Origin of the sequence: Amycolatopsis orientalis DSM 40040 = KCTC 9412, assembly GCF_000478275.1 — a bacterium.
GTDB classification, from domain to species: Bacteria; Actinomycetota; Actinomycetes; order Mycobacteriales; family Pseudonocardiaceae; genus Amycolatopsis; species Amycolatopsis orientalis.
In genome coordinates, this window is sequence record NZ_ASJB01000001.1 from 50,959 (window position 1) to 73,788 (window position 22,830).

Below are 22,830 nucleotides of genomic sequence, written 5' to 3' on the forward strand. Positions count from 1 at the left end.
ACCCGGTACTGGCGATCGCACGTTCGGCGGGGACGAGGACATGCACGTCCTCGAAAGCCGGAAGCTTCCGCAGCCCGTAACGCCTGAGGGCGGACACTCCGCTGAGCACCGCGCCCTCACGCGCGAGGAGCAGGCTCGCCTCGATCCGCTGTTCCTCGGTCGGCTCGCCGTTTCCGAGCAGCACGACTCCGGGCAGCAACAGCCGCCAGACACCGCCGGGTTCGCACCGGCGCCAGATCGTTCTTCTGGGCACACCGAGTTCTTCGAGCCGCTTGACCGCGGCCACGGCCGGGCCGTTCGTCATCAGTGGGTGCTGTGCCCACTCCCCTCTTCGCACCCGGTCAGCTTGAGCCCGGCCACCGACAGAAAATCGGTGCTGGCGGTCGTGACCGGTCCGCTGAAGCGGGGGTGTGTGGAAATAGGGACATTCAACGTCCCTATTTCCACACACCCCTCACGTTCCGTCACCCTCGGCCTCACGCCCCGCGAACCAAGGCACGCACATCGCCACCATCGCCGCCGCGGCCAGCAGGAGCGAAGCCTGGGTCACCGGCCCGTAAGCCCACTCCTGGCCGTGTCCCAGCAGCCGCCCCACCACCGCGACGATCGTCCCCACGGCCATCCCGCCGAAAGCGAGATACCGCGGCGCGCGTTCGCTGAACTGGCGGGCCAGCAGGACGGCGATCAGCAGCACGATCGGCAGCATTCCGCCCAGTACGGCGAGCAGGCCGATGAGCACCACCGGGACGGCGATCCCGGAGGCATCCTCGACGGAGACACGGCGCCGCCGGATCGGCCACAGGACACCGGTCAACACCGCCACGATCGCGATCGCGCCGATCAGCAGGCCGGAACGGTACTTCCAGTCCGGGGTGAACTCGAGCTGGACGACGCCGCCCGAACCGGCGGGCAGGATCCACGCCTGCTGCCAGCCGTCGACGCGCGTCTTCACCAGCGGAGTCCCGTTCAGGGACGCTGTCCAGCCCGCGTTGGCGTTCTCCGGGACGGCCAGCACGGACTCGTCCCCGCCCGCCACGGTGACCGATCGGGACGTCGCGTCCCACGAGTCCACCGTGACGGCGCGGTGTCCGATCGACCCGGCCGTCTTCCCCGCCGGTTTGAGCCAGAGGTCTTGGACCACGAAGGACTCCGACCGGTCGGTGCGCAGTTCGTGCCCGCCCGCCGCCAGGTCGACGCCGCCCTGGGAATCGGGGCAGGCCGAGAGCGTCAGTGGCCGGTGCGCGACGAAATCGGCGAGCGTGCCGCGGACGGAGGTGTCGTAGGCGAAGCCGTCCAGGTGGACGTTCGGCCCGGATCCGCACGGTAGCGCGAACTCCGTGGGGACGGCGGGAAGTTCGGCACCGGTCAGGGAAAGGGTCCCGATCCCCAGCGAGTTCCGGGTCCGCTGGTCGTCGTCGAGGCCGGCGAACGCGATTTTCAGCTGCGAAGTGTCCAAAGGCGGGAAGGTCGCGGAGCCGGAAGCGTCGAGTTCGACGGAACGGCTGTCCGTCGGCGTCCGCAGCTCCAGCCGTGCGGGCGTCTTGGCCGTTCCGCCCGGATCGGTGGCGACGCGGAGTCCGGAGATCGTCCGCGGTTCCGCCCAGTCCAGGGTCAGCGCCGGCCGCAGGTCGGTGACGTCGGGCAGCCACGCGGTCGCGGGATCGCCGTCCACCGCGGCGAGCGCTCCCGCCGACGGATCCCCGCCCAGTTGCGAGGTCCCGGTCACCCGCACGCCCGGCGGCGCCACCGGCATCCGGCCGCCGCCGGCGGGCAGGACGGTGCCGCCGAACTCGTACGCGCTCTGCGACGTCGTCGAGAACAGCCGCCGGATCCCGTCCGGTTCTTCGCCGTCACGGGCCGCGGAAGCGTCACAGCGGACGTGGCCGTTGTCGGGAACGCAGGCATAGCGCGGTTGCGCGCCCCGGGTGAACGCGAACCCCGGCGCCGCACCGGGCGGCAGGTCGGCGGGGACTTCGAGCGCGCGTTGCGGTTCGGCGCCGGGGATCTTCAGCTCCGAGATGCCGACGTTGCCGTCCTGCCTGCCGACGACGAGCGACAGCAACGTGATCCGCACCTTGCGCGTCACCCCGGGCGGCGCCGGGTAGGGGTGCGCCCCCTCGCCCCGGACGACCTGGTGATCGACGGAACCGTTGTCCGTGGTGATCCGGATCCGGGTCGGTGGCCAGCCGACGCGGATGTCGTCGACCATCGCGAGATCGACACTGTTCACCAGCCTCGGCGTATCCAGTTCGACTTCGAGCCATTCCCCGATCGGGCCGGTGAACGACGAGGAATGCCACGCCGTCCGCGGATCCCCGTCCAGCGCGGCGAACGGCTGGTGACTCGGATCCGAACCGCCGAACGCGTCGGCGAACGACGCCGCCGTCGACGCGTTCACCGCACGGATACCCCGGTACGCGGCCACCGTCTGGTGCTGTTCCCCCGGAAACGGCAGGACGTCCAGCGCGGCCCGTTGCTGTCGCGGCGATTCCCCGGCCGTCAGCGTCTGGCTCAGGTTGTCCCGCACTCCGCCGACGTTGCGTTCGGCGCGGCGCAGCCCGTCGGTGACCAGCCGCGGTCCGGCAGGCGAACCGCCGTCCCCGGTCAGCACGGCCGGCGTTCCGGGATCGAGCTGCCCGGAGTTCATCAACGGCACCAGGTTCTCCGGGCCACCACTCACCGTCGGAACGTCCTTTGTGGACGTCGCGCTGACGAGCGGCACCGGCCGCTTCACCTCGTAGATCTCCAGCGGCCCGAATCCGGCCGCCTTGCCGATCCCCGGCGACCCCGCCAGTCCGGCGCGCAAGGTCGTGAAATCGGGGGCGCCGACCTTGGCGCGGTCGATGTCCCCGCGCAGCACCAGGAACCGGTAACCCGACCGCGCCAGCAGGTCGGCGAGCCCGGGATCCCCTCTGCCGTCGGCCAAGGCCGCGTCGACCGAATCCATCAGGCGGGTGTTGCCTTCCGACCCCAGCGGGACCTGGTTCCGCACGGCCCACGGGCTGTCCGCGATGGCCTGCGCGGGCTCGTCCACGGTGCGGCCCCAGTCGTACTCGCCGAATCCCGTCGCGGGCAGCAGCAGGGTGCGCGCCCGCGCGTCGGTCTTGGCGACCCAGCCCATCGCGTCGTACCAGTACCCCGGCACCTCGTCCCAGCCCGGCCCCGGCCGCAAGGTCAGCAGCCACACCGGCGCGGCCATCACCACGACCAGCAGGGCGCCCAGCGCGGGCCGCAGATTCCGCCGCAGCGTGGGCGCGGCACTCGTGATGCCGTGGACGAACGCCAGCATCAACGGCAGCCGCAGCACCGGTTCGAACTTGTGCACGTTGCGCAACGGCGCGAGAGGGCCGTCGAGCAGATGCCGCACGGGTTCCGCGAGCGGACTGTCGAGGGTCCCGACGTAACCGACGGTCAGCAGCGTCAGCCCGGTCAGGACGCCGAGCATCAGGAAACGCCGTTCGGGCAGGCCCCGCCGCGCGAGGCCGAACAGCCCGACGGCGGCCACGAGCCCGGTGGCGGTCATGAGGACGGGGTTGTCGATCAGCGCCCAGCCCGACGGCCACCACGGCGTGCCCTGCACGACGTAGGCGACCCACTGGTTCGTGCCGCGCAGCACCTCGAACAACGACATCGGCGCCGTGGTGTTCGTCGCGGATTCGATGTAGTCCAGGAACGGCAGGCTGTACTGGCCGAGCAGGACCAGCGGCAGGATCCACCACAGCATCACGCCGACGACGAAGACGAACCACCAGATGACGAGTGCGACGTGCGTACTCCGCCATTTCCGGGTCAGCAGCCACAGTCCGGGCAGGACGAGCGCCATCACGACCATCGCGCCGTTGACCCCGCCCATGCACAGCACGGCGAGCGCGGACAGGCCCGCGGCGCGGCGGGGTGAACCGATCCGGTCGGCGAGGATCAGCGGCAGCAGCACCCACGGCAGAAGGACGGCGGGCAGCATCTCCGAGGACAGCGACCCGATTTCGGTGACCATCCGCGGCGCCAAGGCGTAACCGACTGCTCCGATCAGCCGAGTCCGTTCGTTCCCCATTTTGAGCGCCCGGGCCACCAGGAGCGCACCCGCGAACGCGACGGACAACAGGATCGCGCACCACAGCCGCTGCGCGATCCACACCGGTAGCCCGACGGCCTGGCACAGCGCGAAGAACGGCCCCATCGGGAACAGGTAGCCGTAGGCCTGGTTCTGCAGTTCCCCCGCCGTCGCCTGGGGATTCCACAGGTGCAGCGCCCGGCCGAGGAAGGCCAGCGGATCCACGGCGAGGTCGAGTTTGGTGTCGAACGTCGTCCTACCGGGACGCTGCAGAAAGGACAGCGCGGTCAGCGCCAGCACGATCCACGTACTCGGCCTTTTGAGCAGCGCGCCGGGGGTTACCATCCGGTAGATACTAGGCGGAAACGTGGCTACTATGCGCCTACCCATTCGCCCCGCGGCTTAGGCAGGTGCTTCCATTACTCAGAAGCAGACACCGCTGACAGACGGTTTCGAAGAGGCGTGGTCGCTCGCCGAGCCGGTCAAAGGCTGGATGACCCGGGAGCAGGGCCTGGCCCTGTGGACCGCGGCATGCCGTCTGGACAAGGGCGATCTGATCGTCGAAATCGGCAGCCACCAGGGCCGTTCGACGATCGTCCTCGCCGCCGCGGCCCGGACCGTCGGCGCCACCGTGGTCGCGGTCGATCCGTTCGTCGACGGACGGCTGTTCGGCGGATCGCCGACACGCCAACGGTTCGAGGCGAACCTCAAGGCCGCGGGCGTCGACGACGTCGTGGAACTCGTGGCGGAGTACAGCACGAAACTCCGGCCGCGCTGGACCCGGCCGATCCAGCTGCTCTACATCGACGGCAAACACGACTACTGGACCTACACCGACGACCTGCGCTGGTCGGAGCACCTGACCGGCGGCGGGGAGATCCTGGTCCACGACTGCTTTTCCTCGATCGGCGTCACCCTGGGCACCATCGCGAAAGTCCTCTTCGGACGGCGGTACACCTACCTCGACCGTGCGACGTCCATGGCCAGATTCCGGCTCACCCCGCCCTCGGCGAAGGACAGACTGCGCGTGATCGCCCAGTTGCCGTGGTTCCTGCGCAACGTCGGGATCAAGATCCTGCTGCGGCTGCGCCTGGCACCCGTGGCGAGGATCTTCGGCCACGACAGCCCGTACGACCCTTACTGAGTGAGCGGCTTGCCGACCTCCACCTTCGCGAGACAAACAGGAGAGCCTTTGGCGGACAACTGGAAACCGACCTTGTCGAAGAGCCCTTCGATCGGCAGGTACATCGTGTGCAGGCCGGGTTGGAACCACACCGGCACGCGCACCCCATCACGGTCCACCACGCCTTCGCCACCGTCCGCGGTGAAGTAGTCGATCCGCAGCAGGTACCGGCCGAGTACGGGAGTGTCCAAGGGAACGCGGACCAGTTGCTCGGCGACCGGATGACCGCAGCCCGCCACCGGCCCCGGCACCCCACGGGAAACGGGGTCCACACCGGTGATCGGCCGGGCGGTGCCCGTAGTGTCCAAAAGGGACATCCGGCTCGTCGGCTGATCGAACAGGACACCCGGGATCAGCCCCACGACCCGCGAGGTACGGGCGTTCACCCCGAACCAGCCGTGCAGGATGTCGTTCGGCACCGTGGTGTCGTACAGGACGAGGTCGGGATCCCGTTCCACCGAAGCGCGTGCGTTGGCGAGGAACTCACGGGAGTGGTCGAACCGCAGCCCGGGCGCCAGCCGTGAGAAACCCACCGCGGAACTCGCGATCAAGGCAAGGCACAACAGCAGGGCGAGCGGCCGTTTCGCCGGAGACGGCAGAGGATCCGAGGGCCGGTCGAGCGGTTTGGGCTCCAGGAAGGCGAAAGCGACGCACAGCGCGACGACGAGCGCCAGATCGGCGACATAGCGGGGATCGCTGCCCAGTTCCGGGCCGACCTCGGTGAGCCGGGTCGCCGCGGAGAGCCCGACGTCGGCGGCGAAAACGACGCCGAGCAGCAGCCACGCCTTGCGCGCCCGGACTCCGCCGGTGCGCACCCCTGCGACCAGGACCACGACGGCCGCGAGAAGGAGCAGGATCCTGACCACCACACCGGAAGCGGCGAAGGTCGCGCCCGGACCGGGGCCTGACCATGGCCCGCCGACCATCCCGGGCACCAGGGTGTCGCCGAGCATCCGGCCTGCCATATCCGCGACGGTGCCCACGGTGACCGGGCCGGCGCCCTGCCCGACCTGGCTGCTGGTCAGCGCGAGGAAAAGGGCGGCGTACCCGGCGAGCACGGCGATGAGCACACCCCAGAGCACGACATGCCGTCGCAGCGAGACGCCGAGCAGCACGGTGACCCCGGCGAGAAGTACCGGGATGAACACGGCCTTTTCGTAGAAGGCCAGCCCGAAAACGGTCCACGCCACGGTGGCGATCGCCCAGCGCCCGCCGTCGGCCAGGTACCGCACGTGCGCGTGCAGGGCGGCGGTGGTGGCCAGCAGCACGGGCGCGAACTGCAGGGCGTAGGCCCACCACAACGTCGGGACGAGCAGCAACGTCGACGTCGTGAACATCGTGAACGGGACGAGAATCCCCCACCTGCGCCCGAAACAGCGCACCAGCACCGTCCACAGGAGAACCGAGGCCGCAGCCTGCATCAGCAGGAGCGGCGCCATCAGCACGGCGAAGTCCAGTGGCTGCCACGCGGTCAGCAGGTCGGCGAGCAGGAAGCCGCCCGGCGCGAGATGGCCGTGGTAATCCTGGAAGAAGTAGCCGAAGTCGAACGGCCCCGCCTTCGCGGCGTGGTAGGTGATGACGAAGTCGTCCTGCGCGAGGCTCCCCCGCAACGCCGCCCAGGTGTGCAGAAGGAACGGGACCACGCCGGCGACGAACGCGGCGAGCGTGACCGGCGACGGTCTCTCCCCCAGTGCCACTCGGTGCCTCAATTCTTGCAGGTCGGCGGCTGGCACATGATCTTGCTCAGCGCCTGGTAGAAGACGTCGGAGATCTTCCGCGGGTCGGGGGTGGTGAACGATTCCCCGCCGGTGGCGGTGGAGACCTGCCGCAGTTCGGACGCGTCGATATCCGGCCCGATGCCGATCCCGATGACGGGCAGGGGTTTCCGCGGATCCTGGAGCTTGCCCAGTTCTTCCAGCAGCCGCGGCAGGCCGATCGTCTCGCTGTCCTCGTTGCGCCCGTCGGTGAGGACCACGACCAGGTTGATCCGGCCGGGTTTCCAGTTCTGCCTGGCGTTCTGGTAGGCGGCGAGGATCGAATCGTGGAGTCCGGTCGCCCCGCCGGGTTTCGGCCGGACTGACTGCAGTTGCTCGACCCCGCCGGAGGCCTTCTGCTCGGCGATCGTCCGCATCGGCAACAGGACACGGTAGTCCTTGTCACCGTCCAATTTGGTCGAGAACAGCCACAGGCCCAGTTCCGTGGTGGGCTTGAACAGGCCGAGTCCCTGCGTCGCGGCCTGCAAGGTGAGGTCCATCCGGCTCTTCCCCGCCCCGGGTACGGCGGCGGCCATCGAGCCGGAGACGTCGAGGAGCACCTGGACCCGGGCGCTCAGATTCGTTCCCGCCCAGGCCTGCAACGCGGCGTAGAGGTCCGTCGCGGGCGGGGGTCCCGGAGGCCGTGGCGCCGGATCGGTCCGGCTGTCCTGCGCGCGCGGGATCGCGAACTGTCCCGTGGGTGCGCGGAATCCCGCGTCGGCGAAGGTCGCCCCGGCGAGCGGATCGAGCAGCAGCCGCAGAAAACGCTCCGCCGCGCCCCTCGACGCCTCCGACGCCTTGGGCAGCACGACATACGGATAATCGAAGCCGTGCACCGGGACATCCGGATAGGCGGCCACCAGATTCCGGGCGAGCACGGCCTGTTCGGTCGCCGGGAAGGCGGCCGGGAACCGGCCGGGCGCCTGGTTCAGCTTCCGCAGGGCGGCGGTGAAGGCCGCGGCCGGGTCAGCCGCCTTCTCGGTCATCTTCCGGAGGCCGAGAAGCGTGGCGATGCCCAGCGGATCACGGGCCGGATCCGGCATCCCGACCGGGGAGCCGTCGAGGATCTCCTGCCAGGCCGGGGCTTTCCCCGGCCAGCCGAACCGTCGCGCGGTCTCGTCGGGAAGTCCCAGCACCACCGGCGAGTTCGCCACCGACTGACCGGACTCCGGCAGGTTCCACGCACCGGCGTCCCTGGCCTGGACCAGCATCGTGCTCGACTCGGGCACCCAGACGTCGGGCCCGGTGGAGGTGGTGGTCCCGAGCAGGTCGGCGGTTTTGGCCGACTCGCTCGCGGTCACGGTGACACTGAAGCATTCTTCCTGCGGCACGGTCGCCGCGAGCCGCGTGAGCACCGGCGCCACATCGGGCGCGGCGGTGATCTCGACCGGCGTCAACGCGTCACAGCCGTTGCCCGCCAAGCGGGCGCGCAGATAGTCGACACCCCACCAGGCGCCGAGCGCGATCACCAGCAACAGGCTCAAGACGACGACGGGCGCGTTGAAACGCCGCCCACGCCTCGGGCCTACCTGCATGCGCATGCCTCCGAGGTGCGGGGTGAGGATCTGGGATGTTGCCCAATCCACCCGCGCACGTCAACCCTCGGGTAACTTACGCTCGCGCCGGTGCGGCAGATGGCCTAACCGGCGCCCTCAAGCCTGACCGAAGTAGCGGCCCGCGCCGATATGCGCGCCCGCGGCCCGCCACCACCCGGCGTCGCCCGCCGAGTCGATCCCGTCCGCGATCACCGTCGCCCCCGCCATGGTCGCGGTCTCGATGAGGTTCCGCAGCGAGCGCTCGGCCAGGGGTTCGGTCCGCCGCTCGGCCAGCCGGGCGGCGATCCGGACCGTCCGCACGGGCACGTCCACGAGACAGACGACATCACCGGCGGCGCCGAAGTCCTGCAGTTCGGCATCCACCCCGATCTCGGCGAGAAGCTGCAGGTTGTCGACGGTCTCCCCGAGGTCGCGAAGGACGGCACCGGCGGGGAAACCCAGCCGCAGCCGTGACGGCCCCAGACCGGTCATGGCGAGCATGCGGCGCACCGTCCCGACGAGATCCGGATCCGCGGCCTGATGCGGCGTCAGTCCCACCACCATCGGCAACCTGTCGTCGGCCTCCTCGCACGCGGTGCGGATGAGCCATTCGCCGAGCGGGACGATGAGACCCGTCTCGTCGGCGAAGCGGACGCAGGTGTCGTGGCCGATCCGGCCGTGGCGGGGATGGTTCCACGCGAGCCTCGCCTCGATACCTGCGGGTGTGTCGTCCGCGAGCCAGGTCAGCGGCCGGAAACCGACCTCGAGTTCGCCTGTTTCCCAGGCACCCGCCATCGAGACGGCCAGGCTGAACTCGTGCCGTTCCCTGGTGTCGAGGACGGAGTCGGACAGCGCCCACTGCCGGTAGCCGTTGGCCTGCGCCCGGCGCAGGGTCATGTCGGAGACGCGCAGCAGCTCGGTCGGCGCGATGTCGCGCGGCGGCCGGTGCACGACGCCGACGCAGGCCGAGACCGCGACACCGCTCCCGCCTTCGAGGTAGACGGGCTCGGACAGCTCCTGGTTGATCATGCCGATGACGGTGGCGACGTCGGGGCTGGCCGCGGTGTTCTGGATGAGGATGCCGAACTCGTCGCCGCCGAGCCTGGCGACGAGCGCGTCCTCGCCGCCCACGACGGCCCGCAGCTTCGCGGCGACGTTCTTGAGCAGATCGTCGCTCTGTTTCTGGCCGAGCCCGCCCGCGATCAGGGAGAAGCCGTCGAGGTCGAGGTGGTAGACCGTGACGCCGAAGGACGGGTCGGCATGCTGGAGCGCCCGCTCCAGGCGGGTGCCGAAGCACTGCCGGTTCGGCAGGCCGGTCAGCGGGTCGTGCAGGGCCTGGCGGCTCAGCTGCCGCTGGAGCAGTGACACGTCGGTGTCGCCGTCGACCAGCGTCATCAGCTGCTGGGCCACGCCCGCCGGGTCGCGGATGACGGCGCCGGTGAACCGGGCCCACGTCGATTCCTCGTCTTCGGCGACGAGTCTTCGTGAAAGTTCGAGCCGCTGGCTCTTGCCCTCGAGCAGCTTCCGGTAACCCTCGCGCAGGCCCTCCGCGTCCGCCTCGTGGATCAGGTCGTAGAGGTTGAGCCCGACCAGATCGGCCACGGGTCTGCTCAGCATCTCGGCGAACGCCGGGTTCACCCGCTGGATCCGGCCGTCCACCCTGGTGACGGCCACCCCGGTCGCCGAACCGGCGAACAACTGCTCGAAGCGCGCCTGCGCGAGCACCAGCTCACGCCGGGTCTCGCGTTCGAGGGTGACCAGCGTGCGGCTCAGATCCTCCTGCTGCGTCTGGATGCTCTCCCGCAGGGCCTCGCCGTAACCGGAGGCGAGGGCTCCGAGCACCTGCAACACCCGTTCGGGGAGCGCCTTCACGCTCCGCAATTCCGGTTCGTGCAAGAGCCCCTTGCCGAGTACGTCCATCGTGCGACGCAGGCTGTCCGGACCGACGCAGCGGAGCGCGACGAGCCGCGCGCCGGCCTCGGTGGCCTGCGCGGGCTCGGCGTCGTCACTCAGCACCGCCGCGAACACCTCGTCGAGAAGAGCCGCGAAATGCTCTTCGATCTGGGCGTGGGTATACGGAAGGTATGCCGTACTGGTGACCAGATAGGCCCACTTGCGGGCCAGTGTGGCCCGCGTCGGCGCGGCATTCTTCCGTTTGGGCGAAGCGGAGGATGAAGTTCTCTTGGGGGCGTCCGGCGATGCGGAGTACTCGTCGCCGTCCGGAAATGGGGCAGTCACGTCTGCCGGTCCTGTGGTCGTTTTCGCATTCCGTCGAGGAGGAACATCCTCCTCGATTCTCGGGCCATACTCACGGTTTACTGATCACCCGATCGGGTGGTAACCCTGCGGTAGTGCAACACCGACCTTATCCCTCATCCATTCGCGGGTGGCGTCCCGGTACAGCGACGCGTTGCGGTGCAACGCCAGCGAATGTCCGGCACCGGGCAGAACATACGTCGAAAGCTCGGCTTCGGGCCCGTAATACGGCGCTTCCGCCGGACGCAGCGTCTCCCCGCTCGAACAGTCCCGGAGCGCGAACAGACCGCAGAACAGGATGTCCTTCTCCCCGACGGCCTGCAAAACGGGAACCCGGATCGCCTTCGTCGCGGGCAGCACGATGCCGAACACGGCGACGGTTCCCATTCCCGGGACGGAAACCTGATCCTTGGTCGCTTCATCCGCCTCGATGACGCCCGGGTCGGTATTTTCCGTCGCGTAGAACAGCCAGGCACGCGCTCCCGGTTTCGTCACGAAATAGAGCGGATCGCTGCCGAGTGAACCGAGCCGGTCATCCATGAACGCGGGCTGCAGGCCGAAAAGCACGCCGAGGGTCAAGGCGGGTACCGACGGCAGATGCGTCATCCCGGTGAGGATCACGCCGTCGACGTCCTGATACGTCGACGCCTCGGCCGCCACGATGCCCGAACCGACCGAATGCCCGACGATCACGACCTTCTCGAACGGCGTGCCGCCGACCCGGCCCGCCCGCAGGTGCCCGACCACCTCGTGCATCGACCTCGCCAGTGCCGGCAGCAGGAGCGGGAGGCTGAGCGGTTTGCTGCTCCCGCCGGAGCCGAGCTGATCCGCGGCGAAGGTCGCGTAACCGTGCTTGGCCATGTCGCGCTGGTACGAGTAGCGATCCGGGTCGTAGGGCAGGTCCCAGTAGGCGCTGTTGTAGGTGCCGCCGTGCACCAGGAGCTGCACCGCGCCGGGCGCCGGGCCGTCGGGCAGGCAGAACCGGCCGTGCACCGTCGCCGGTTCACCGAGCGGGCCGGTGACCGGCAGATCCACGTCGGAGCACCGGATGTCGACGGCCGCGGCCGGGGCGGCGACCAGGAATCCACCGAGGAGCACGCAGCAGGCGGCCACCGCCGTGGCCAGTTTGAGCGGCATTCTCACAGAACCCTCTCCGGAATCGGAACGCTCGGAAGGAGCACGAACCCTACACCTGGTAATCGAACGCTCACCGTCAGCCCGAGGTTCGGGCCAGCACGGTCATCGGCAAGCGATTCGGCTGCATCGTCGCTTTGATCTTGGGAAAGACCTTCACCCCAGGTAGCGGCTTCAACCGCCACCGCGCGCCGATCGTCGCCGCGACCAAGGCGATCTCCGTCGGGGCGAACTGATGCCCGGGGCACAGCCGGGCGCCGGCGCCGAACGGGATGAACGCGCCCTTCGGCACGGCCGCGGCCCGCTCCGGCTCCCAGCGGTCCGGGTCGAAACGGCCGGGATCGGGGAACCAGCGGGGATCCCGGTGCAGGGTGTGCTGGCTGACCGCGACCTCGGTACCGGCGGGGAGGCGCACGCCGCCGAGTTCGACGTCCTCCCTGGCTCGCCGCATCAGGATCACCGGCGGGGTCAGGCGGACGACCTCGTTGATGATCCGCTGTGTGTAGACCAGGCGCGGCAGGTGTTCGAAGCGCGCGGGCCCGCCGGCCAGGACCTCGTCGACCTCGGCGTGGAACCTGCGTTCGACGTCCGGCCTTGCCCCGATCTCGTGGAAGAACCAGGCCAGCGCGACGGCGGTGGTCTCGGCACCGGTGGTGAGGATCGTGATGACCTCGTCCTCCACCTGGCGGTCGGTCATCTTCTCACCGGTCTCGTCGTCCTTGGCCAGCAACAACATCGACAGCAGATCCCCCTGGTCGCCGCCCTTCTCACGCGCGCTGAGGACCGCGTCGCCGATGACCCGCCGGAGCCGCGCGGCCGCGGCGTCGAACTCGCGGTTCGCCGGGATCGGCAGCCGCTCGACGAACTTCGGCGAAAAGGCCCTGACCATGACGTACTTCAGCATGATCGGGATCGACCGCTGGATCTCGGCGAGCGCGTCGTCGCCGAGTTCGGTGGAGAACAGCGTCCGCCCGGAGATGGTCAGCGCGAGATCCTGCATCCGCCGGTCGAATTCCACCACCTCGCCCGGTTTCCACGAGTCGGCAAGGTCTACAGCGAGCTTCGTCATCGTCGACTCGGCGTAGAGTTCGATGCGGCTTCGCTGGAAGGCGGGCAACATCATCCGCCGTTGCCGCTGGTTGAAGGCGCCGTTGGAGGTCGCCAGCCCGTCACCGAACAACGGCCGCATTTTGTCGAACACAATGCCTTTGTCGAACTTCCCCGCGTCGGCGGCGAGCAGCCGCCAGGCCAGTTCCGGCGTGGTGACCAGGTAAACGGGCATCGGGCCGAAGTCGAGGCGGACGACGTCGCCGTGTGATCGCAGTGACGACAGCAGTTTCAGCGGGTCACGCAGCATCGGCACGGTGTGCCCGAGCAGCGGCCAGCGGCCCGGTGCGACGGCGACGTCCGGAGGTGGTGCCATCGTGCTCGTCTCCCGGTACCTTGGCCGTTGAACCCGGTCACCTTAGGACCGCCGGACGGCGGACGGGGTTCCGTCGCCGCACATCCACACGATCGGACGATGGCAACCCGGCCGCGGCCGCCCGCTAGACTCCTGTGCCCCAACGGATCCCTCACGGAACGGCGGCGACGACGGTGACTTCGAACCTGAGCTGGGTACCCCCCGAGGTCGACATGACCGTGCCGAATCCCGCCCGGGTCTACGACTACTGGCTGGACGGCGACCACAACTTCCAGGCCGACCGCGAACTGGGCGAGCAGATCCTGAAGATCATGCCCGGCGTCCGCGACGCGGCCCGGCTCAACCGCGCCTTCCTGCGCCGTGCCGCGCTGCACATGGTGGACGCGGGCGTGCGGCAGTTCCTCGACATCGGCTCCGGCATCCCGACCGTCGGCAACCTGCACGAGATCGTCCAGCAGGCCGACCCGGCCTGCCGCGTGGTCTACGTCGACCGCGAATCGGTCGCCGTGGCGCACGCCAAACTGCTGCTGCGCGGCAACGACCGCTGCGCCGCGCTCCAAGCCGACCTGCGCGACGTCGACCAGCTCCTCGACGCGCCCGAAACGCGGGAACTGCTGGATCTCGACCAGCCGGTCGGCGTGTTCATGTTGCTGCTGCTGCATTTCGTGCCGGACGCCTGGGATCCGCACGCGATCCTCGCCCGCTACCGGGACCGCATCGCCCCCGGCAGTTTCCTCGCCCTCTCGCACGTCGCCGCCGACGCGGATTCGAGCGGTCTCGACGAGGCCATCGAGGCGTACAAGAGCACGCAGAACATCCCGATCCCCCGGACACACGACCAGGTGCAGTCGTTCTTCGAGGGTTTCGACGTCATCGAGCCGGGTGTCGTCGGCTGCGCGATGTGGAACCCGCAGGGTGCCGGTGACATGTCCAACGACCCGGAGATCAACTCGCTTCCGTACGCCGGCGTCGGCCGGAAACCGTAGCCCGCCCTCGTGAGTGGTAATGACGGTTAGAACCGTCATTACCACTCACGACCCCCTCAGGGCAGGACGTCGGTCACGGTGTCCTTGATGACCTGCCACTTACCGTGCTGGCGGACCAGCGTCAGGCTGATCGTGTAGTGCCTGTCGATGTTCTGCGACGGCGCCTTGTAGTAGGCGTCGAGGATCGCGTAGCCCATCTTGCAGTCCTCGACGACGGTGTGGGTCACCGTCCACGGCATGCTCCACTCGTACGGGAGCTTGAACTGCACGTCGATCACCGGGTCGACGTTGGCGGCGTAGCCGATGATCGTCTGGCCCTTGCGGCCGATGGTGACCATGTCCTGGTGGATGATCGCCCGGTAGCGGGCCGCGTCTCGTTTGTTGTAGCTGTCCATGTCCTCCCAAACGGCGCGGTCGAACGACCGCCGGCAGGCCTGCCGTTCGCTCTCGGCCTGCTGCTCGCCCGCGGTCGCCGCGGCGGGCACGCCGATTCCCGCCGCCGCCACGACCAGCCCGGCCAACGCCGCGTAATACCGCTTGCGCATAGGGTTCTCCTCATCACGTCCGGTACTTCGTCCAGCAGGAGGTTCGCCGGACGGCGCATCACAGCTGCATCACTTCCGCATCGGCGCGGGCCCGCGGCCGGTTAACCTCGCGGGAGGGGGTGCGATGGAGTTTCGGGTGCTGGGGCCGGTGCAGTGCCGCGACGGCGGACGGCCGCTGAAGCTGGCCGGTCCGCGGCAGGAGCGGATCCTGGCCGCGCTGCTGCTCGGCGCCGATCGCGTCGTGTCCGTTTCGCGGCTGGTGGACGTCGTCTGGGACGAGGATCCGCCCGCCACGGCGACCCGGCAGATCCGCAACCTCACCACCGCACTGAAACGCACCCTCGTCGCCGAGGGTGCGGGCGAAGACGTCCTGACCGCGGAGGGACCCGGTTTCGTCCTGCGTCCGCCTTCTTTCGACCTGCGTTCGTTCGAGGAACACGTCTCGCGCGGCGAGTTCCGCGAGGCACTCGCGTGCTGGCACGGTCCCGCACTGTCCGGTGTGGACAGTGCGGTGCTGCGCGGCGAAGCGGACGAACTCGACGAACGCCGTCTGTCCGTTGTGGAACGCTGCCTGGACGAAGAGATCTCCGCCGGTGAGGACTCCGTCGCCGAACTGACGGCACTGGTCGCCGAGCACCCGTTCCGGGAGGCGTTCGCCGGGCTGCTCATGCGCGCGCTCCACCAGCAGGGCAGGCAGGCCGACGCGCTGAACGTCTACCGGCGGACGCAGACGAGGCTGGTGGACGAACTCGGGATCGACCCCGGGCCGAAGCTGCGCGAACTCTACGAGCGGATTCTCCGCGACGAACCGGAGTACGGGAAGGCGCGCTGCTTCCTCCCTTACGACGTACCGGATTTCACCGGCCGGGAGGGAGAGATCCGCCGCCTTCTCGACGCCGTCCGGCTCGGACGGCCCGTGGTGGTCGACGGGATGGCGGGGGTCGGCAAGACCACGCTCGCCGTCCACGCCGCGCACCGGCTCGCCGCGGATTTCCCCGACGGGCAGCTGTTCGTCGACCTTCACGGCCATTCCCCGGCACGGGAACCGCTCCCGCCCGAAGCAGCCCTCGAAGCCCTGCTCGGGCAGCTGGACGTTCCGGCGAGCAGACTGCCGGGCGGTGTGGACCGGCGAGCCGCACTGTGGCGGACCACGACCGCGGGCCGGTCGCTGCTCGTGGTGCTCGACAACGCCGCGAGCGCCGAACAGTTGCGGCCTCTCCTGCCCGGCTCGGCCACGGTCGCCCTCGTGGTCACCGGCAGGCGACGGCTGGCGGCCATCGACGGCGCCGCCTCGATCAGCCTCGACGTCCTCCCGGACGAACAGGCGGGCGCGCTGTTCGCCGCGGCGTCGGGGCGGCCGGACGCGGGGGTGGCCGCCTTGTGCGGGAACCTGCCACTGGCGATCCGCATCGCCGCCGCCCGCTTGCAGCACCGTCCACACTGGACGGTGCACACCCTCGCCGAACGGCTGGGTTCCGAACACGACAGGCTGGCCGAACTGAAGGTCGCCGGACGTGACGTCGCCGCCGCGTTCACACTGTCCTATCAGGACCTGGACGCCGCCGCGCAGCGGATGTTCCGCCTGCTGGGGAGAAATCCGGGTACCGACATCGGCGTACCCGCGGCCGCCGCGCTGGCCGGGGTCGGCGAGCCCGAAGCCGAGCGACTGCTGGAAGAGCTGCTCGACGCCCACCTGCTCACGCAACGGGCCTTGGGCCGGTACTCGTTCCATGACCTGATCGCCGAGCACGCCCGCACCGCGGCCCGTGACGAGGAAGCGGTTCCGGCGGTGGGCAGGCTGCTCGACCACTACCGCGACGGTCATGGAGAGGGCTGGTACGTCACGGAACGGGCCAACCTGGTCGCGGTGACCCGCCACGCCCTCGACACCGGTCATGACGACCACGCCTGGCGGATCGCCGAAAAGACCGCCGAACACCTCCGCGAAAGCGGGCATCTCGACGAAATGCTCGCCGTGGCGCGGACCGGCGTGACCGCCGCCCGCCGGATCGGTGATCCGGACACGCTCCAGCGGAGCCTCGCGAGCCTGACGTTGGCGTTCTGGGAGAACGGGCGGCTCGCCGAGGGCATGCGCTGCGCACTGGAGCGGCTGGACGTCGTCCGCGAATCCGGCGACCGCGGCGCCGAAGCGATCGCACTGTCCAGAGCGGGCGCTCTGCACGGCATGCTCGGTCATTTTCCCGAAGCGATCCGGTTCTATCGGGACGGACTCGCCGTGGCGGACGAGACCGCCGACCCCGAGACCGCCGCCACGCTCTGGGGCAACCTCAGCAACGTGCAGGAGATCCTCGGGCTGCTGGACGACGCGCTGGCCTCGGCCCGGCGGTCGGTGGCGCTGCGCGCGGATCCCCGCGGCACGGTCCTCAGCGCGGCCCAGCTCGGCCTGGTCCTCGCCCGGCACGGCCGGTTCGAGGAGGCGTTCGAGGTCACCGGCCGTTCCATCGCCTCGGCACGGGATCTCGGATACCTGTTCGGCGAGGCGTGGAGCCTCATCGACCACACCGACGCGCTGCTGCTCGCCCATCGGCCCCGTGAGGCGCGCGAGCACGCCGAACGCGCGTGCGCGATCCTCACCCGGCTCAACCATCCGCTGCTGCTGACCATGGCGGCCAACAGTCTCGGTACCGCCTGGCTCGCGCTCGGCGAAGCGTCGGCGGGTCTCGACAGGCACCGCCTCGCGCTCGAAACGGCGAGGCGGATCGGCTACCGGTTGCAGGAGGCCCGTGCGCTGGCCGGGATCGGGCAGGCCCGTGCCGCGCTCGGCGAAGAGGTGGACGCCGACTTCCGGGCGGCACGGGAGCACTACCGCGCGATGGGCCTGTCCGCCGGATCGCTGAAGGTCGTCACCTCAGGAACTCGGTGAGCGGCGCGCGCAGGACGTCCGGCTGGTGAAGGACTCCGTGGTCCTGGCCCTCGACGGTGACGTGCCGGGCACCGGGGACGGCCTCGGCGACGGCGCGGGCGGCGGCACGCATCCAGGTGTCGCTCTCCCCGCCGTCCATGACCAGGGTGGGCACGGTGATCTTGGCGAACCTGGCCGCGGGCAGGACGTTGCCGGGACCGCACAGCGCGAGGTCGTAGGGCAGCGTGTGGGCGAGGCCGGTGAACCAGGCCCAGAACGGGTCGTCCCGCATACCCTTGACGACCTCGGCGGGGGTGGCCGCCGCCTCGACCAGGAACAGCTCCGCCGCGTCGTCACGATTGCCGTCGGCGATGAGCGCCCGGACACGGTCGAAGATGTCGGCCGCGGGCTTCGGACGGCTGTCGTCGACGACATAAGGCGGCTCGTACACCGCGAGGCTGGTCATGGCGACGCCTCTGGCGGCGGCTTCCAGCGCCAGCACCGCTCCCGACGAGTGCCCGAAGACCGCCGCCGCACCGCCGACGTGGTCGATCAGCGCGGCGAGGTCTTCGACTTCGCGCTCCACCGAGTAGACCGCGCCCGCCCCGCTGTCGCCCCGGCCGCGCCGGTCGTAGGCGATCGCGGTGAAGTCCGTGGCCAGCGTGGCGGCCAGGCCGGCCACGGTCGTCCGGTCGTTGAACGCGCCGCCGACCAGGATCACCGGCGTGCCTTCACCGGTGCGTTCGAAGGCGATCGGGGTGCCATCGGCCGAGGTCACGGTCTCGAACGAGGTGGTCATCAGGTCCTCCACAGGGTCGCTTCACTCTAGCTTTCGTCCCTGAGTCGGAGCCGACGACCACCGCTCGACATCACCGCCGAAGTTCTCCGAAGAATTCGCGGAGCTCGGTCACCACGTCGTCCGGAACGGCCATCGCGACCATGTGGCTGGGACTCTCGTGGTCGGCCCAGCGCACGATGTCGTTCTTGCGCGAGGCGATCTTGCGCAACACGGCGGGGCCACCGTGCGAGACTCCGGTCGGGACCACGGTCTGGTCCATCGGCATCGCGGCCGCACCCTCGTAGTACGGCCACAGCGAGGTACCACCGGTCGCGGTCAGCCAGTACAGCGTCGCGTTGGTGAGCAGGAGGTCGCGGTCGATCGGCTCGGCGGGACCGGCGCCGTCCGGCCAGCCGTCGAACTCCTTGAACCGTTCGACCAGGTAGGCCAGTTGCGCGACCGGCGAATCGAGGAAGCCGAAGCTCAGCGTCTGCGGCCTGCTCGTCGTGTAGGCCCCGTAGCCGCTGCCACCCGCGAAGCGTTCCATCAGTCCCGACAGCTCGGCCTGGTCCTGTTCGGTCAGGCCCTCGAAGTCGGCCGGATCGCCCATCGGCACGCCGAGTCCGGAGGTGATGTGGGAGCCGATGACGTGGCCGGGCGCGTACGCCGCCAGGCAGGGCGTCACCAGCGCTCCGGCGTCGTTCCCGTGTGCGCCATAGCGTTCATAACCGAGGCGGCGCATCAGCTCCGCCCAGGTCCGAGCGACCCTCGCGATATCCCACGGCCGCTCGTCGGCCGGTTCCGGGAACGGAGAGAAGCCGAAACCCGGCAAGGAGGGCGCGACGACGTGGAAGGCACGCGAAGGGTCGAGACCGTGGGCCCGCGGGTCCGTGAGCGGTCCCAGGACGTTCAGGAACTCCGCGATCGAATTCGGCCAGCTGTGCGTCATGATCAGCGGGATCGCGTCCGATTCGGGCGAACGGACGTGCAGGAAGTGCACCTGCTGGCCATCGATCACCGTGGTGTACTGCGGGAACTCGTTGAGCTGCTTCTCGTACGCGCGCCAGTCGTACCCGTCGCGCCAGTACTCGGCCAGCTCCTTGAGGTAGCCGACCGGCACACCCCGGCTCCATTCGGCACCGGGCAGCGCGGACGGCCAGCGGGTGCGGGCCAGCCGATCGGTCAGGTCGTCCAGATCGGACTGCGGGATGTCGATGCGGAACTGCTCGATGTCGGTCATGACACGACCGTAAAGACCATATAGGACAGTTCGTGACCTAAAGCCTCGTGAGTGGTAATGACGGTTAGAACCATCATTACCACTCACGAGACCGGCGGCTGATCCCCAACCCGATCCGTGAAGGGCTCCTTCCCGGTGAGTGTCCTGATTTCCCGCATCGTCGGACTGGTCGCCCAGTCTCAGACCTTGGTCGACGGAAGATCCGAGACACTCGACGTCCCCGATCTTCCGTTGATCAAGCTCATGCCGATCACGACCTGTGGACCAGCACCCCCTAGTGGGGAAGATTCCGGACGTTCAACGGCCGCAATCTTCCCCACACCGCTTACGACTCACGAGGCCGGCGGCTCATCCCCCAACCCGGGTAGTGCCAGGTAGTGAAGGACTCCTTCACTACCTTCAGGGTCAGGGTCCCGGCAAAGTCTCAGAGTTGCTGGTCAGCGCTGCTCTTGGTGGTCCGGATGTGACATCGCTGGCGCCTTCGAGGTTCGAGTGTGGAGGCCCCCTTCCCTCGGCTCAGCCGAGGAAACTCGACCTTCGCCCCGTCCGGCGGGGCCCAAGACGCCGGCAGGTGACCTGAAAGCCTCGTGAGTGGTAATGAGGGTTAGAACCGTCATTACCACTCACGAGACCGGCGGTTCATCGGCCGAGTGAGATCACCTGTGTGGCTCCGAAGGTGTTCTTTACCGGCACCTCGACGGTCTTGCGTCGCACGGTCACCCGGACGACCTCCTGGCGCTGCGTCGGGTCCGAGACGGCCAGCCGCCAGCCGTCGCTTCCCCGGCCCAGGGCCACCGACGCCGGACCGGACACCGACACCTCGTCGACCGAGCCGGCGGCGAAGAAGTTCGCCAGCAGCGTCGCGTCCCACAGCCGGACGGCCTGCACGGTCGCGGTGTTGGAGCGCACGCGCCACGCCCAGGCCGACGCGATCGTCTCCAGTACCGAGGCCGTGGGCAGGACGGCGTAGGCGTAACTCGCGTCCGTGGGTTTGGCCCCGTGCTCGATCACCAGCTTCTGGTAGCGCCGGGTGTAGGGCACCGTGGTGCCCTTGGTGTTGGCGCCCTTGTCGACGTCGCGCCAGGTCCCTGTCCGGTCCTCGCGCAGCGCGGTCACCTCCGCGGCGTCGAGCAGGATGTACCCGCCGACCTTCTCCAGATGCAGCCATCGCTTGCGCCGCAACGACTCCGAGCCGCCGACCAGCCTGCCGTCGGCGAGCAGCACCCCCGTGCCGTTCTCGCCGAGGTTGCGGTTCTCGATCGTGGTACGGATCCGCTCACCGGAGGCGTCGGTGATCCCCGCGCCGAGGCAGACCACCCCCGACGGCGTGAAGAACCACGACTTCTTCGCGGTCAGCGTGCCGTCCTGCGAGACGAAGTCGAGGGCGTGCGCGCCGTGCCGCGGGTCCCAGCGGACCCCGCCGCAGTGCGCCTTGCCGGTCAGCGGTACCTGTTCCAGCACCGGGGTCGGCCCGGTCTTGGTGGTCGTACCCGGCAGCAGCAACGGGTCGACGGTCGGCCAGTAGGCGTCGGTGAAGTGCCCCTTGGCTTTCGGCAGGAACAGGTACAGCGAGCCGTCGCCGGTGTACCAGCCGTGCAGGTTCATCGCGTTGACCGACTCGTACCGCGCGATCCGCGACGAGGCGACGCCGAGCGAGGCCGACCAGCCTTCGGTGATGTGCACCATCCGATCCTGCTGGCCGAACACGCGATGCGTGGCGACCGTCGGCGTCGGCCGGACCTTCGTGGCGAGCAGCTCCTGGGCGAACTCGATCCCGGGAACGCCGACGAGGTCCGGGCCCGGCGCGAACCGCTCGGGATCGGGGATCTTCAGGTATGGCGCGAAAGTGTCCTCGGTGATCCATTTCGCGGCGAGCCCGCCGAGTTCCTCCTTGCGCTTCCCGCTCGCCGACCGCGCGAGCAGGACGACGGCGCCGGTGAGCTGATGCCCGATGTCGTGCGCGGACTCCCCTTGCCGGGAAAGGAACCGGCCGCGGACCGACTCCATCAGCGCGCCCGCGTAGACGAACGGGGCGAAGGTGTCGGAGACCAGCGCGTACGCGGCATCCTTGACGTCGGCGGCCAAGTCGAACTCGGTGCCCTTGGTGACGTGGATGGCGGCCGCGACGGCGGTGAGCAGGACGATCCCGTAGTGCCCGGGATACGGCACCGAATCGTGCTGGATGAACGAGCCGTCGGTGTGGAAGCCGTCCCCGGCCGCGCGGTGGAGCTTGGCGATGACGCTCGCCGCTCCCCCGCCTTCGACGTCGGTGAACGCCCCGACGCCGCGCCGGATCCGATCGGTGTCGCCCAGCATCGCCCCGGACACGATGGAGATCGTCGACTTGTCCGCGCGGTTGGCGCCGGTCTCGACGACGCTCGGGTTGTTCGTGCGCAGGTTCGGGTTGCCGGAGAACTTCAGTACCGGCTTCAGATACCTGGCGATCTCGTCCTGGGTCAGCTCGTCCGCCACCGTCGCGAGGATGTGCAGCAGGTAGAGCGGGATGCCGATCTCGTAGGTGTACCAGTTGCCGATCTCGGCGGTCTTCTCGCTGTACTGATCGCTGGTGTACAACAGTTCCAGTGCCGCCTTGATCCGGGCGAGCACCGCCGGATCACCGGCCAGCGCGCCGCCCGGCGTGCCCCAGTTGACCGTGATCGCGCGAAGCCTGGCATACATCGACGTCGTGAATTCGCTGCCCGGGCCGAGCGGGAGGTCCTTCCACAAAGGACCGCCGCCGACCGTCATGCTGTCGTGATAGGACTTCGCGACCCTGTCCAGGTTCGCCAGCGCGGCCGCGCGTTCCGCCGACGGCCGGTTGATGCCGGTCTGCAGTTCGCGATAACCGGTCACGACAGCGGCAGTGCCCGACACGGGCAGGGCCGACGAAGGGGTCACGAGAGTGGTCGTGAGCGCGACCGTGGCGGCCGCCGCCGCACCTGAACGCAAGGCGGTTCTCCGGTCGATGTAACCGAATCCGGGCATGACGGGGCCTCCCAAGAGGTCGAAGACAACAACAAGGGGCGGCGGCGTGTAGTGGGCCTCGTGAGTGGTAATGACGGTTCTAACCGTCATTACCACT

At 69.3% G+C, this 22,830-nt stretch carries 13 protein-coding genes; 3 read left to right on the top strand and 10 right to left on the bottom strand.

All coding sequences use genetic code 11. The features are described 5' to 3' along the window. Positions 1–454: 454 nt before the first annotated feature. Positions 455–4,396, bottom strand: coding sequence for an alpha-(1->3)-arabinofuranosyltransferase (locus tag L324_RS00235; RefSeq protein WP_037303152.1), 3,942 nt, complete (start codon positions 4,394–4,396; stop codon positions 455–457). A 148-nt stretch (positions 4,397–4,544) separates the two neighbouring features. Between L324_RS00235 and L324_RS00240 the strand changes: the two genes are divergently transcribed. Beyond that, positions 4,545–5,195 (top strand): class I SAM-dependent methyltransferase, encoded by a 651-nt coding sequence (locus tag L324_RS00240; protein ID WP_051173539.1) that lies wholly within the window; start codon positions 4,545–4,547, stop codon positions 5,193–5,195. On the opposite strand, the gene L324_RS00245 is transcribed toward L324_RS00240, so the two are convergent. The 5 genes from L324_RS00245 to L324_RS00265 all read right to left on the bottom strand — a co-directional run bounded on the left by L324_RS00245 (position 5,189) and on the right by L324_RS00265 (position 13,336). Further along, positions 5,189–6,931: a glycosyltransferase family protein gene (locus tag L324_RS00245; RefSeq protein WP_081736148.1), complete on the bottom strand. Its 1,743-nt coding sequence runs from the start codon at positions 6,929–6,931 to the stop codon at positions 5,189–5,191. The two genes, L324_RS00240 and L324_RS00245, sit on opposite strands and share 7 nt — an antisense overlap. An 8-nt stretch (positions 6,932–6,939) precedes the next feature. Continuing rightward, the gene (locus L324_RS00250; protein WP_235783367.1) at positions 6,940–8,529 is read right to left on the bottom strand and encodes a substrate-binding and VWA domain-containing protein; all 1,590 of its coding nucleotides are present in this window, start codon (positions 8,527–8,529) and stop codon (positions 6,940–6,942) included. 111 nt (positions 8,530–8,640) lie between these two features. Next, positions 8,641–10,761 (bottom strand): putative bifunctional diguanylate cyclase/phosphodiesterase, encoded by a 2,121-nt coding sequence (locus tag L324_RS00255; RefSeq protein WP_037303155.1) that lies wholly within the window; start codon positions 10,759–10,761, stop codon positions 8,641–8,643. An 84-nt stretch (positions 10,762–10,845) separates the two neighbouring features. After that, positions 10,846–11,916 (bottom strand): alpha/beta hydrolase, encoded by a 1,071-nt coding sequence (locus L324_RS00260; RefSeq protein WP_152546649.1) that lies wholly within the window; start codon positions 11,914–11,916, stop codon positions 10,846–10,848. Between the two features lie 76 nt (positions 11,917–11,992). After that, entirely contained in the window at positions 11,993–13,336 is a 1,344-nt protein-coding gene (locus L324_RS00265; RefSeq protein ID WP_037303157.1) for a cytochrome P450, read from the bottom strand. Positions 13,337–13,509: 173 nt separating this feature from the next. On the opposite strand from L324_RS00265, the gene L324_RS00270 reads away from it, so the two are divergent. Next, positions 13,510–14,322, top strand: a complete 813-nt coding sequence (locus L324_RS00270) for an SAM-dependent methyltransferase (RefSeq protein WP_037303158.1) — start codon at positions 13,510–13,512, stop codon at positions 14,320–14,322. A gap of 56 nt (positions 14,323–14,378) precedes the next feature. Here the strand turns inward: L324_RS00270 and L324_RS00275 are convergent, their stop codons facing one another. After that, entirely contained in the window at positions 14,379–14,867 is a 489-nt protein-coding gene (locus L324_RS00275) for a hypothetical protein (RefSeq protein WP_037303159.1), read from the bottom strand. Between the two features lie 124 nt (positions 14,868–14,991). Between L324_RS00275 and L324_RS00280 the strand changes: the two genes are divergently transcribed. Continuing rightward, positions 14,992–17,751 carry an AfsR/SARP family transcriptional regulator gene (locus tag L324_RS00280; RefSeq protein ID WP_037303160.1) on the top strand — a complete coding sequence of 920 codons (2,760 nt, stop codon included), beginning with the start codon at positions 14,992–14,994 and terminating at the stop codon, positions 17,749–17,751. On the opposite strand, the gene L324_RS00285 is transcribed toward L324_RS00280, so the two are convergent. From L324_RS00285 to L324_RS00295, 3 genes are all read right to left on the bottom strand, one after another. Next, entirely contained in the window at positions 17,732–18,529 is a 798-nt protein-coding gene (locus L324_RS00285) for an alpha/beta fold hydrolase (RefSeq protein WP_037303255.1), read from the bottom strand. The genes L324_RS00280 and L324_RS00285 overlap by 20 nt on opposite strands. 70 nt (positions 18,530–18,599) lie before the next feature. Next, positions 18,600–19,748, bottom strand: a complete 1,149-nt coding sequence (locus L324_RS00290; protein WP_037303162.1) for an epoxide hydrolase family protein — start codon at positions 19,746–19,748, stop codon at positions 18,600–18,602. 639 nt (positions 19,749–20,387) lie between these two features. Then, positions 20,388–22,733 (bottom strand): polysaccharide lyase 8 family protein, encoded by a 2,346-nt coding sequence (locus tag L324_RS00295; RefSeq protein WP_037303163.1) that lies wholly within the window; start codon positions 22,731–22,733, stop codon positions 20,388–20,390. Positions 22,734–22,830: the final 97 nt, after the last annotated feature.